Here is a 12,388-nt window from a genome sequence, read left to right as displayed (position 1 = left end):
CATTTTACCATGACCGTAGAATTGCCAGACTACCAAACACAATCGCCTGAAGTGGCTACCCGCTTTGCAAAGCTCAAAGAGCGCCCTGTCAAACTTGAGGTCAAGGGGCTGCACAAGGTTTTCCCGAAAAAACAGGGGGATGTCACGGCGCTCAGCAACATCTCCTTTCAAACCCATCGCAGGGAGTTTCTGTCAGTGATCGGTCCCTCCGGTTGTGGAAAATCCACACTCATCCGCATTCTGGCGGGTCTGGAGTCGCCGAGCACAGGCGAAGTCCTGCTTGAGGGGCAGACGGTCAGTGCTCCGGGACCCGACCGTGGCATGGTCTTTCAAGGCTACACGCTGTTTCCCTGGCTTACCGTGAAGCAGAATGTGATGTTTGGTCTGAGCATTGCGGGAAAATCCGACACCACCGCACAGGCCGAGGCCATGCAGTGGATCGAGTTGGTCGGACTCACAAAGTTTGCCAATGCCTATCCAAGTGAACTCTCGGGGGGCATGAAGCAGCGCGTCGCCATCGCCCGCGCGCTCGCAAATCAACCCAAGGTACTGTTGATGGATGAACCTTTTGGTGCGCTCGACGCGCAAACTCGCTCCCACATGCAAAGTTACCTGCTGGAGATCTGGCGCAACGTGGACATCACCATCATCTTCATCACGCACGATCTCGACGAAGCAATCTACCTGGCCGACCGCATTCTCGTGCTCAAGGCCAATCCGGGCGAAGTTCAGGAATTGATTGAAGTGCCCGTTCCCCGTCCGCGTCGAGCCGAGCAACTGCTCGATCCCGAATTTTTGGCAACACGGCGGCGTCTGGAAACCCTCATTCATCCACCCTCCACCCAACGTCCCGCCGCCATGCCGATTGTGCGTCTCACCGACGTACATGATGACGTGGAATAGGAAACCAGGACCTGAACTCGATGCATTGGGAATCCATCACTTGGGAAGAGCTGCCAGACGCACTCGAGGCCTGCCACCACACAGCACTGCTTCCGGTCGGAGCAACCGAACAACATGGTCCGCAGCTCGGACTCGGCACTGACAGCTGGATCGCCGAGCGTGTATGCTGCGACGTCTCCCGTGAAACCGGGGTGCTTAAGCTGCCGTGCCTGAATTACGGTTGTTCGCTTGGCCATTCACACCAGTGGCCAGGAACCATTGCACTGCCTCCGAAAGTGCTCATTGATGCGGTCTATCACATCGGTGCGTGGGCACACCGCAGCGGGGTTCGCCGCTTGCTCATGGTCAACGCTCACGTCACCAACCATGCACCGCTCCGCTGTGCCCTCGAGATGCTTCGCTACGAGTTCGAGGATCTGATGGTGGCCATCATCAACACCGCCGAACTCAGTCAGCGCGTGAAGGAGTCTTTTTTTGCCGATGCACAGGACTGGCATGCCAATGCCGCCGAGACCGCCTTGTTGCTCGCCCACGAACCCTCCTGGGTGCGCCCGGACAAGCTTTCAGCTTCCGACGATCCCGACCGAACGCAGGGATGTGTCTTCAGTCATCCGGTCCACCACACCAGTTCCAACGGAGTCACGGGCTTTCCGTCACAGGCCAGTGAATCCATGGGGCAGGAGTTGCTCGGAATGATGGTGGAAGACCTCTGCACCCTGGTGAGGGGCGCACAATCGGAAGTACCACCTTTGTCATCATCATACCTATGAAATCGATCAAATCCATTCAACAGTCCCTGCGCGAGCGCGGAGTCAAATACTGCATGGGTACCTACGTGGATATCCACGGTGTGCCCAAGGCCAAAGTGGTCCCCATCGACCACTTTTCCAAATTTGCGGAGGGCTCTGAGCGCTACACTGGTTACGCACTCGACGGCCTCGGACAGGGTCCCAACGACGATGAGATCACTTCCGTTCCCGACCTCAATACCTGCATCCAGTTGCCCTGGAAGCCTGAAGTTGCCTGGTTCGCCGCCGACAATCATTTTGAGGGCAAGCCGTATGAAATCAATACCCGCGTGGCGCTGCAGAAGGTCATTGCCGAGGCGCACAATATGGGGTTTGGACTCAACCTCGGTATCGAGTGCGAAGTGTTTGTGGTCAAACAGGAACCTGACGGAACACTGTCGATCCCAAATCCGGACGACAACCTCACCAAGGCCTGCTACGATGTAAAGCGGTTCATGGATCGCTACGAGTGGCTCGACAAGGTGGCAACCAGCATCAATGCGCTCGGTTGGGATCTCTACTCCTTCGATCACGAAGACGCAAACTCCCAGTTTGAGTTCGATTTCAAATACGCCGACGCGCTCACGATGTGCGATCGCTACATCTTTTTCCGCATGATGGCCAAACAGTATGCCGCTGAGGAGGGGCTGCTCGCCACATTCATGCCCAAGCCCTTTGCCAACCGAACGGGCAGCGGTGCCCACTTCAATATGTCGCTCTGCGACCTCGAGACGGGAGCCAACCTTTTTGAATGCGAAAACGACCCGCGCGGACTCGGTCTCAGTGAGCTGGGCTATCATTTTATTGCGGGCATCCTGCGCCACGGACCTGCGCTCTGCGCCACGTTTGCCCCGACGGTCAACAGCTACAAACGCCTCATCCGTCGCGGTCTCATGTCCTATTACACCTGGGCACCGGTCTTTAACTCCTACGGTCGCAATAACCGCACGAACTCGGTACGCGTGCCCCACGGCGGTGGGCGGGTGGAGTCGCGCAACGCCGATGCGTCCTGCAACCCCTACCTCGCTGCGACACTGGTGTTCGCAGCGGGACTTGCGGGTATTCGCGAAAAACTCGATCCAGGAATTTCCCAAGAGGAAAACCTCTACGAAATGAGTCCCGAACAACTGGCCGCACGCGGTATTCAGGAATTACCACGCACCCTGGCCGAGGCCGTCGACGCATTTGCAAACGATCCGTTTGTCGAACAGGTGCTGGGTCCGGATTTGCGCAACGAGTTCATCCACTACAAATCTGAAGAATGGCGCCAGTATCACCAACGCGTGAGCCAGTGGGAAATCGACACCTATGCCAGTCGTTTTTAGGCATGCGACGCATTGGAACATTTTGACCAGCGCTGTGGTGCGATCTCTTTTTTTGGATAATTCGTATTACTTTTTTGAAAAAATGTATTACGATACGGGAAATTGGCAAAGTTTCTTCTACACCCAACGCAACAACCATGATCCCAACTTCCACAGGAAATCCACTGCAGCGCATCAGCATGACCATCCCCGAATCGTCCCTTCGGTTGCTCGATGAGATGGTCAACGCACGCGGGTACGCAAATCGCTCTCAGGGTCTCAACGAGATCCTCAATCGCGAAATCGCCGAATACCAATCGCATCAGGGTGACCAGCTGATGGCGGGCAGTATCACTCTGTTTTACCAAAATACGCGCGCCAATGTTCAAGCCAAGCTCGCTGCCATCCAGCGCAACCACATTGATGAGGTCATCAGTTCCCTGCATGTGCTGCTCGAAGAAGATCACACCATGGAGGTGCTTCTGGTCCAGGGCCAGGCACCCAAATTGCGGGAAATCGCCAACGAACTCATCAGCACCAAGGGTGTGAAAAACGGCACGCTTACCCTGAGCACCACAGTCATCCCTCCCATTCACGGCAAGAAGTAACTTCATGAACATTACACCACCTACGACATCCAACCCAATTCTCTACGAATCCACCCAGCCCGGCGGAACGATGGGTTCCAAAATCATTGGTCGCGGAAAATCGCTGCGACTGACCGACATCGAGGGCGGCGCCAACGTCGCCATGCTCTTCTACAATGCGCTGGAAAAACAGGAGCGGTACAATATGCCCGACACGCTCAAGGGTCAGCACATCTTCTACCTCACCGCTCCCTACTGCCTGCACTCCGACATGGGTAGGCTCTTCGCCAGTATCACCATCGACACCTTTGGCTGGCACGACACCGTTTGCGGCACCACACATGCGGATACCGTTCACAGTAAATATGGGATTCGCACGTATCAACAGGCGCGCAACGAAGCCTACAAGAATGGCTACCAGTGCTTCCTCGTCGAACTGGCAAAATGGGGACTGAGTGAGCGCGACATCGTGCCAAACGTCAATTTTTTCAGCAAGGTGGTCAGCGACGAGCAGGGTCAGTTGCGCTACGACTCGCAGGCCCGGAAAGCGGCTTCGGTTGTGGAACTGCGGTTCGAAATGGACACGCTCATCGTCTACCACACCTGCCAGCACCCGCTCGATCCAAATCCCGCCTACAATCCCAAACCGGTGAAGTTTGAAGTTTTTCAAGCCTCACCGGTATCCTCCGACAGCGATGCCTGTCTTCATTCCCGCCCCGAAAACTGGCGGGCATGGGAAAACACGGACACCTACCACCGCCTTCGATTCTAACCCCCAACTTTGCTGCCATCATGAACATCCTTTCCAGTCCACGCGTCGAAGCCGACGCCATCTATTCCAAAGTTGTGCCAGCCGGCGATTTCTGGCTTCATCGCATCCAACGCGGCCAAACCCTTCGCATGGTTGACCTTGAGGGAAACCAGGCCGCCGACACGCTCTTTTACGACGCATCCGATCCGCTCAACCGCTACAGCGCTTGCGATACCATCCAGCGCCAGGGTGCACTTTACCTCACCACTGGCAGCGTGCTCATGTCCACCCGGGCGCAAGCTCTGCTTGAAATTGTGGCCGATACCTGCGGACGGCACGATACGCTTGGTGGCGCATGCTCTCGCGAGAGCAATACAATGCGTTACTGCCACTCCAAGGAGCACATGCATGCCTGTCGGGACAGTTTTCTCTCCGCCATCCAGCAGTGGGATGCCGCCATGAACAAACGCGACATCACCTGCAACATCAACTTCTTCATGAATGTGCCTGTCACCCCTGAGGGAAAGCTGACGTTCGCCGATGGAATCTCCGCAGCCGGACGCTACGTCGAACTCACCGCCCTTCGCGATGTCATGTGTGTTGTTTCCAACTGTCCACAGCTCAACAACCCCTGCAACGCCTACAATCCAACGCCCATTCAGATGCTGATCTGGGACGCCTGAACCCTGAACACAGAATGCCAACTGCAATGCACGCCTTGGCAAACCAGAAGCTACAATCCATGAGCTTCGAGCCATCAGCAGGCGACGAATCTGCGCTCCACCACCATCCGTAGCCCAACACCCAAATCCATCCATGTTTTCCAAAGTTCTCATCGCCAATCGCGGAGAAATCGCTCTCCGCATCCTGCGCACGCTCAAGCCAATGGGCATTGGCTCTGTCGCAATCTACTCCGAGGCCGATGCGGACACCCCCGTGGTGCGCGAGGCAGACGAGGCCTTCTGCATCGGTCCCGCTCCGGTCAAGGAAAGTTACCTGCAAGTGGAAAAACTGCTCGAAATTGCGCAAGCGTCTGGAGTCCAGGCCATCCATCCAGGCTACGGTCTGCTCAGCGAAAATGCCACATTCGCCACTGCATGCGAGGAGCGGGGCATCGCCTTCCTCGGACCCACTCCTGCCCAGATCCGGGACTTCGGGCTTAAACACACCGCGCGCGAGCTCGCCGAAGCCGCCGGAGTGCCGCTCGTGCCCGGCTCAGGTCTCCTTGCCAATGTCGAAGCAGCCCAACAAGCTGCCGCCCGGATCGGATACCCGGTCATGCTCAAAAGCACTGCGGGTGGAGGAGGGATCGGTATGCGACTCTGCCGCCATGCAGACGACCTCGCCCAGGCGTGGGGAGCCGTGCAGCGTCTGGGTCAGCGCAACTTCAGCAATGACGGCATATTTCTCGAAAAATACATCGAAAATGCCCGACACATTGAGGTGCAACTGTTTGGCGATGGTCAGGGCACCGTGCTCACCCTGGGTGAACGGGACTGCAGCGTGCAACGGCGCAACCAGAAGGTGATCGAAGAGACTCCGGCTCCGGCACTGCCAGAGCCGATACGGCAGGCACTGCATGCGGCTGCACGCCGTCTCGGAGAAAGCGTAAACTACCGCTCTGCGGGTACTGTCGAATTCATCTACGACGTCGTCGAACAGGCATTTTACTTCCTTGAGGTCAATACGCGACTCCAGGTGGAGCATGCGGTGACGGAGGCCATCTATGGCATCGATCTGGTGCAGTACATGGTGCAGCTCGGCTGCGGTGCCTTACCCCCGCTGGATTCCCTGAAACTGCAGCCAAAGGGCCACTCGATCCAGGTGCGCGTGTACGCGGAAAATCCTCTGCTCGACTTTGCCCCTTCTGTTGGCACGATCACATCTCTTCAGCTCCCCGAAGGAGTGCGCGTGGATGGGTGGATCGAAAATGGCACCGAGGTAAGCACCTACTACGATCCAATGCTCGCAAAATTCATTTCGCACGGAGAAACGCGCAATGACGCCATTGCGGCCATGCAGCAGGCACTCGCTGGCACTTCGATCTGCGGCATTGAATGCAACCACCGCTACCTCGCGGCCATTCTCGACAGCGAAGCCTTTCAATCGGCCACACACACCACGCGTTTTCTCGATGGATTTTCCTATCAAAGTTGCGCACTCGAAGTGCTCGACGGGGGCACCCAGACCACAATTCAGGACTATCCCGGTCGCACGGGTTATTGGGATGTGGGGGTGCCGCCCAGTGGACCCATGGATAGCCTCGCATTTCGCATCGCAAACCGAATCCTGGGAAATCCGGAGCAGCTGCCCGCACTCGAGATCCTGATGGCAGGACCCACTCTGCGCTTTCACACCGATGCCTGGATCTGCCTCACAGGTGCTGCGATCGAAGCAACCCTCGATGGAGAAGCCATCGGCATGTGGCAACCCATTGCAGTGGCAGTCGGGCAAACCCTGAAGCTTGGCACGATCACAGGCCACGGCGCGCGCGCCTATCTCGCATTCGCCGGTGGACTTGAGGTGCCATCCTACCTTGGCAGTGCGTCAACCTTCACACTCGGACAGTTTGGGGGCCTCACTGGCCAGGCGCTGCAGTCCGGCGACTTTCTGCACCTGCAAGCACAGGCAGCAACAGCCCCTTCTGACTTTCAAAACATCGCACCGGCAGCGATCCCCGACTACCCTGAAACCGTCGAGATCGCTGTGCTCTACGGTCCGCATGGTGCACCCGACTTCTTCACTGCTGCGGACATGCAAACCTTCTTTGCCACCGAATGGGAGGTGCATTTCAACTCGGCACGCACGGGTGTTCGCCTGATCGGTCCCAAGCCCGAATGGGCACGCAGCGATGGTGGGGAGGCGGGGTTGCATCCATCCAATATTCACGATACTGCGTATGCGGTGGGTGCCATCGATTTCACTGGCGACATGCCCATCATTCTGGGACCCGACGGCCCCAGCCTGGGCGGGTTTGTATGCCCGGCCACCGTGGCGACCGGGGATCTCTGGAAGATTGGACAGTTAAAACCGGGCATGCGGGTGCGCTTTCGCTGCATCGACCTGACCGGAGCCGCCGCTTTGGAGTCCGCAACCGAGCGCTGGGTTGCCGAATTGCAACGGCCCGGTGTTGCCATCGATTCGGTTGAACCTGCTTCACCCGTGCTGGAGCGTTTGCCCGCCAGCGGTGGTCTTCCTTTTGCGGTTTGTTACCGGCAATCCGGTGACCGTAACATTCTCATCGAATATGGTCCCATGGTGCTCGACCTTCGGCTGCGATTTCGCGTTCACGCACTGCAGGAGGAACTGAAACGATTGCACCTTCCCGGGTTGCTCGACCTCACTCCCGGCATTCGCTCGCTTCAGGTGCATTTTGACAGCACAAGGGTCAAGGCAAGCGAACTGCTACCCAAACTCATCGACGCAGAACACGCCCTGCCTTCCATTGCCGATATGGAAGTTCCCTGTCGCAAAGTATACCTGCCACTGTGTTGGGACGATCCGAGCACCCAGCTCGCCATCCGCAAATATGAACAGGGAGTACGCAAGGACGCACCCTGGTGTCCGAGTAATCTGGAGTTCATTCGGCGCATCAACGGACTCGATTCCATCGAGCAACTGAAGCAGCAATTCTTCGAAACCGATTACCTGGTGATGGGACTCGGCGATGTTTATCTCGGCGCACCGGTTGCCACGCCGGTGGATCCTCGCAAGCGCCTGGTCACGACCAAATACAATCCTGCGCGCACCTGGACTCCTGAAAATGCCGTTGGCATCGGAGGTGCTTACCTCTGCGTCTACGGGATGGAGGGTCCCGGGGGCTACCAGTTTGTTGGTCGCACCCTGCAGATGTGGAATCGCTTCCGCAGCACTGCTGTATTTGAACCCGGAAAACCCTGGTTGTTGCGGTTCTTTGACCAAATTCGCTTCTTCCCGGTGAGCCACGCGGAACTCACGCAGATTCGCAAAGAGTTCCCACAGGGCCGTTACCCGTTGAAGCTGGAAGAGACGACATTCAAACTGGCGGACTATCTTTCGTTTCTAAAAAGCCATGCGCCTGAAATTTCACTGGCCAAACGCCACCAACAGGAGGCTTTCGAAGCAGAACGCCAGCGCTGGGCAGATGCAGGACTCGATACATCCGAGACACCCAATGCTGGGGAGGTTGAATCTGTTGCCGATGAAGCTGCTTTGCCCAAGGGTTGCGTTGAGCTGAAAGCTGCACTGACTGCAAGCGTCTGGAAGGTGCACGCAACCGAGGGTGACACACTGCAAACTGGCGAAAGCGCGTTCGTGCTCGAAGCCATGAAAATGGAAATCCCGGTCAAACTCGAGTCCCGCGTCGAGGTTGTGCAGGTTTTCACCAGCGAAGGGCAAACTGTTCGCAAGGGACAAACACTCGCCTGGGTTCGTCCTCTGTAGGAACCATGATCCACCTCAGGCACGCTTACAGCCGAATCCCAAAAACCTGAAAGGGCAAATCCGGTATCGCAGCGACTGGTTAAGCCCGGAAATTTCCATCCATTGCACCGTCATCCAACCCTGTTCATGCCATGTCCAAAACACACCTACCGTTGACAATCCCGGCACTACGCCAGGCATACCACAGTGGTGCCCTCACCGTGCGCAGCCTGATGCAGCAGCTCGACGAGCAATACCGCACACTGGCGGACCCCGCTCTGTTCATCCACTGGCTGCAGCCAGATGAGCTTGAACCTTACCTGCGACGTCTCGATACCAGATCAGTAGCCGACTTGCCGCTCTACGGTGTTCCTTTTGCGATCAAGGATAACATCGATCTCGCAGGTATTCCAACAACTGCCGCTTGCCCGGCCTATGCCTATACCCCAACGCGATCCGCCACGGTGGTGCAGCGACTGATCGACGCTGGTGCCATACCGGTGGGCAAGACCAATCTCGACCAGTTTGCAACGGGCCTTGTCGGTGTGCGTTCGCCCTACGGTGTGCCGCGAAATCCATTGGCTCCAGATCGCATACCAGGAGGCAGCAGCTCCGGTTCTGCCGTCGCGGTCGCGCAAAACCTTGCAGTATTTTCACTGGGAACTGATACGGCGGGATCCGGTCGCGTACCCGCTGCTTTTAACGAACTCATGGGTGTGAAACCCACGCGAGGGCTGCTGAGCACCGTTGGGGTGGTGCCCGCCTGCCGCAGCCTGGACTGTGTGTCCATCTTCACAACCCACCTCACCGACGCGCAGCTACTGTTGGACATTACGATGGGGCCCGATACGGAGGATCCCTTTTCCCGCTCAATGGTGTCGATGGATTCCAACTCGGGAATTCCAATGCGCATCGGAGTGCCCGAGTCGGAGATGCTTGAGTTTTTTGGAGACGCAGGGTATGCCGCAGCATTCGAATCCTACCGCAGCGCGCTTGCGCACCGTCCGGATATCACGCTTGAACGGATCGATTTTGCCCCATTTCGTGAGGCAGCAGCTCTGCTCTACCAGGGTCCATGGATTGCCGAACGCGCGGCAGCGGTTGGTGAGTTCATCCAGGCCAACCCCGAAGCGGTGCATCCGATCACACGCGAGATCATTCTCGGGGGATTCCGCCCGAGCGCGGTCGACACTTTTCAGGCACTTTACCAGCTCCAGGCCTTGAAACGCGCCGCCAACGCCGAGCTTGAGGGGCTGGATGCCATACTCATTCCGACGGCGGGGGGATTTCCTACCCTGGAGGCCGTCGCAGCGGAACCCATTTCTCTCAATACCCAGCTCGGCAACTACACCAATTTCATGAACCTGCTCGACTGTGCCGCGCTTGCGATTCCGGCAGGACGCACTGCAACCGGACTTCCATTCGGTGTCACGCTCTTTGCTCCTGCAGGTCATGACCCCAAGCTGATCACCGTTGCAGCACGGTTGCGCGGCGAGTCCATCCCGGCGGACGCGAACACAATGTCTGCGCCCTCCACTTGGCTGGACCTCGTGGTTTGCGGCGCCCACATGCGCGGTTTGCCACTCAACCATCAGCTCACCCGTCTCGACGGTACCTTCGTGAGGGAAGTAACTTCTGCTCCCTGCTATGAACTCTACTGCCTGCACCACAAGGACCCCATTCGCCCCGGTATGGTGCGCTGCTCCGGCGGCGGTGCCACGATCCAGATGGAACACTGGCGCCTTCCCATTGAAAACGTTGGACGATTTCTAGCCGAGATTCAGGAGCCGCTCGGACTCGGCTCCGTTGAACTCGCCGATGGCACATGGATGCACGGCTTCACCTGCGACGCCTCCGTCACCACCCTGCCCACCACCGAAACCATCACCGCCCACGCCTCCTGGCGTCAGTATCTGGCCTCCAGGTGACGGCACCAAAGGCACCGAAAAATGAATCGGGCCTTCAGCCCTGAGAGATAATAATGCTCTTTTACCCAGGCCGCTGGCCTGGGCTGGAATAGGGCGGGGCTTTGCCCCTGAAACAAAAGCAATCATTCATCCGGAACCTCATCCCCTCCTTCATTCTCCAGCACCGAAGGTGCTCGACGATCCCAAACCCAATGCCAACGTGGGTCAATGTCCGCAAATCCCATCAACCCTACCCGGTTCTTGATCCACCCAGCGCCGAAGGTGCACCCCATACCAGACCAGGGCAACGCCCTGGGTTCGCCATCGACTCCCACCCACAAGGGCTGAAAGCCCGACCCATACCTACGTCGCCGCCCATTTCCAATCAACAACCGCATGGATCGAATGGATCGATCACACCATTGGCACTCCAGATGCGTTGGACTCAAAACTGAAGATGGTTGAACAATGACTGAACTGCACGAAAAAGCTCCACACTCACCTGCCAGTCACTGAGATAGTCCACCGCAAGGTATTGGTGCAGTAAAACAATGAATCCAAAGGAAACCTGGAACTCCATTTTTGATACCTTATGCCAAAAAATGCGCTGTGCGACAAATGCCATCGGCCACCCCCCAATCAAGCCCAGCAGATGGAGATTTGCTTCGGGAATGCGCCAGACCCCTGCCTTGGCTTTGTGCTTATCGGACCCGTAGGCCTGAAGGGTCACCAGTGAGACGACGATCAGGTAACACGCAATCCAGTTCACTTGGATGTGCTGGGATAATTTGGCTAGCGCAAAGCCGGGCAATACCAGCAGTAGTGTCAGGAAAAGCAACCGGGGGATCCAAACGAGTTTCGACTTGCGATGGGAACGATCTTTTCCGCGAGGACGAGGTTTTCTGAAGTTTGAAGGCGAAGCGTGCCGATTCACAGGTTTTGGGTTTAAGGATGAGCTGCACACATCGGTGTCACCGAAACCTGCCTGATTTCGAAACACCCGATTGCATTCCATTATCCCTACGCAAAGCCCACCCCATTGGCAACATCGAATCGAGCTTGTATCAGATGCTTCTCGAGTGGCAACACTTGACTCCAGCGATGGGTGGAACCCTCATTTGACAGCACACCATACCGGCCCTAAGCTGACTCATGAGCGATGCAAATCGAAAAAGGATTCTGATTCTTGGAGCAGGATTTGGTGGACTGGAAGCGGCAAAGCGTCTGGCCCGTTTGCCCGTTGATGTGACGGTTGTCGACCGGCAAAACCACCACCTGTTTCAACCGCTGCTCTACCAAGTTGCCACTGCCGGACTTTCCGCACCTGAGGTGGCTGCGCCCATCCGCAAAGTGCTGGGACGTTACCCGAATGTGAGGGTGGTTCTGGATGAGTGCGTGAGCGTGCAACTGCAGCAGCGGCAGGTAACGCTCAAGCACAGCGGTTTGTTGGACTACGACTACCTGATTCTTGCGGTCGGAGCGCGCACTCAGTATTTTGGCAATGATCACTACGAAAGTTTTGCCCCCGGACTGAAGTCGCTCGACGATGCAACGCGCATCCGGCACAACGTGCTGCTCGCCTTTGAGGAAGCAGAACGCGCCAGCGACCCAGAGGACATCCAGCGCCTCACCCGCATCGTTGTCGTCGGAGGAGGTCCCACTGGGGTCGAACTCGCTGGAGCTTTTGCCGAGCTTTCCAAGCGAGTGTTGGCCAAGGATTTTCGTAACATCGACCCGCATGCATCCC

11 protein-coding genes are annotated in these 12,388 nt (G+C 57.1%); 9 read left to right on the top strand and 2 right to left on the bottom strand.

Translation table 11 applies throughout. From position 1 onward, the window contains the following. Nucleotides 1-9 precede the first annotated feature (9 nt). From ABQ298_15450 to atzF, 8 genes are all read left to right on the top strand, one after another. Entirely contained in the window at nt 10-903 is an 894-nt protein-coding gene (locus ABQ298_15450) for an ABC transporter ATP-binding protein (protein MEQ9825780.1), read from the top strand. A 20-nt stretch (nt 904-923) separates the two neighbouring features. Beyond that, nucleotides 924-1,673 carry a creatininase family protein gene (locus tag ABQ298_15445; GenBank protein ID MEQ9825779.1) on the top strand — a complete coding sequence of 250 codons (750 nt, stop codon included), beginning with the start codon at nt 924-926 and terminating at the stop codon, nt 1,671-1,673. Beyond that, on the top strand, nt 1,670-3,016 hold the full coding sequence (gene glnT, locus ABQ298_15440) for a type III glutamate--ammonia ligase (protein ID MEQ9825778.1): 1,347 nt from the start codon (nt 1,670-1,672) through the stop codon (nt 3,014-3,016). The genes ABQ298_15445 and glnT overlap by 4 nt, the downstream gene beginning before the upstream one ends. A gap of 137 nt (nt 3,017-3,153) precedes the next feature. Further along, entirely contained in the window at nt 3,154-3,603 is a 450-nt protein-coding gene (nikR, locus tag ABQ298_15435; protein MEQ9825777.1) for a nickel-responsive transcriptional regulator NikR, read from the top strand. 4 nt (nt 3,604-3,607) lie between these two features. Further along, nucleotides 3,608-4,354 carry an urea amidolyase associated protein UAAP1 gene (locus tag ABQ298_15430; protein MEQ9825776.1) on the top strand — a complete coding sequence of 249 codons (747 nt, stop codon included), beginning with the start codon at nt 3,608-3,610 and terminating at the stop codon, nt 4,352-4,354. A 20-nt stretch (nt 4,355-4,374) separates the two neighbouring features. Then, the gene (locus ABQ298_15425) at nt 4,375-5,016 is read left to right on the top strand and encodes an urea amidolyase associated protein UAAP2 (GenBank protein MEQ9825775.1); all 642 of its coding nucleotides are present in this window, start codon (nt 4,375-4,377) and stop codon (nt 5,014-5,016) included. Between the two features lie 133 nt (nt 5,017-5,149). Next, nucleotides 5,150-8,755, top strand: a complete 3,606-nt coding sequence (uca, locus tag ABQ298_15420; protein MEQ9825774.1) for an urea carboxylase — start codon at nt 5,150-5,152, stop codon at nt 8,753-8,755. Between the two features lie 131 nt (nt 8,756-8,886). Then, entirely contained in the window at nt 8,887-10,662 is a 1,776-nt protein-coding gene (gene atzF / locus ABQ298_15415; protein ID MEQ9825773.1) for an allophanate hydrolase, read from the top strand. A 122-nt stretch (nt 10,663-10,784) separates the two neighbouring features. Here the strand turns inward: atzF and ABQ298_15410 are convergent, their stop codons facing one another. Next, a complete protein-coding gene (locus ABQ298_15410) occupies nt 10,785-11,039 on the bottom strand; it encodes a hypothetical protein (protein MEQ9825772.1) in 255 nt (84 codons plus the stop codon). Nucleotides 11,040-11,086: 47 nt separating this feature from the next. Further along, on the bottom strand, nt 11,087-11,479 hold the full coding sequence (locus ABQ298_15405) for a DUF1294 domain-containing protein (GenBank protein MEQ9825771.1): 393 nt from the start codon (nt 11,477-11,479) through the stop codon (nt 11,087-11,089). Between the two features lie 314 nt (nt 11,480-11,793). Between ABQ298_15405 and ABQ298_15400 the strand changes: the two genes are divergently transcribed. Continuing rightward, nucleotides 11,794-12,388, top strand: a 595-nt coding sequence (locus ABQ298_15400; GenBank protein ID MEQ9825770.1) for an FAD-dependent oxidoreductase, incomplete at its 3' end; no start/stop codon positions are given.

This window comes from Puniceicoccaceae bacterium (genome assembly GCA_040224245.1).
Classification (GTDB): Bacteria; Verrucomicrobiota; Verrucomicrobiia; order Opitutales; family JAFGAQ01; genus JAKSBQ01.
Note: the sequence above shows the minus strand (reverse complement) of the source record. Positions and strands in the feature narration are given on the sequence as shown.

What these genes read in the sequence shown, in the direction of transcription:
- atzF (MEQ9825773.1), top strand. Translation starts at nt 8,887, where the DNA reads ATGTCCAAAACACACCTACCGTTGACAATCCCGGCACTACGCCAGGCA.
- ABQ298_15445 (MEQ9825779.1), top strand. Translation starts at nt 924, where the DNA reads ATGCATTGGGAATCCATCACTTGGGAAGAGCTGCCAGACGCACTCGAG.
- ABQ298_15410 (MEQ9825772.1), bottom strand. Translation starts at nt 11,039, where the DNA reads ATGCGGTTGTTGATTGGAAATGGGCGGCGACGTAGGTATGGGTCGGGC.
- ABQ298_15450 (MEQ9825780.1), top strand. Translation starts at nt 10, where the DNA reads ATGACCGTAGAATTGCCAGACTACCAAACACAATCGCCTGAAGTGGCT.
- glnT (MEQ9825778.1), top strand. Translation starts at nt 1,670, where the DNA reads ATGAAATCGATCAAATCCATTCAACAGTCCCTGCGCGAGCGCGGAGTC.
- ABQ298_15430 (MEQ9825776.1), top strand. Translation starts at nt 3,608, where the DNA reads ATGAACATTACACCACCTACGACATCCAACCCAATTCTCTACGAATCC.
- uca (MEQ9825774.1), top strand. Translation starts at nt 5,150, where the DNA reads ATGTTTTCCAAAGTTCTCATCGCCAATCGCGGAGAAATCGCTCTCCGC.
- nikR (MEQ9825777.1), top strand. Translation starts at nt 3,154, where the DNA reads ATGATCCCAACTTCCACAGGAAATCCACTGCAGCGCATCAGCATGACC.
- ABQ298_15425 (MEQ9825775.1), top strand. Translation starts at nt 4,375, where the DNA reads ATGAACATCCTTTCCAGTCCACGCGTCGAAGCCGACGCCATCTATTCC.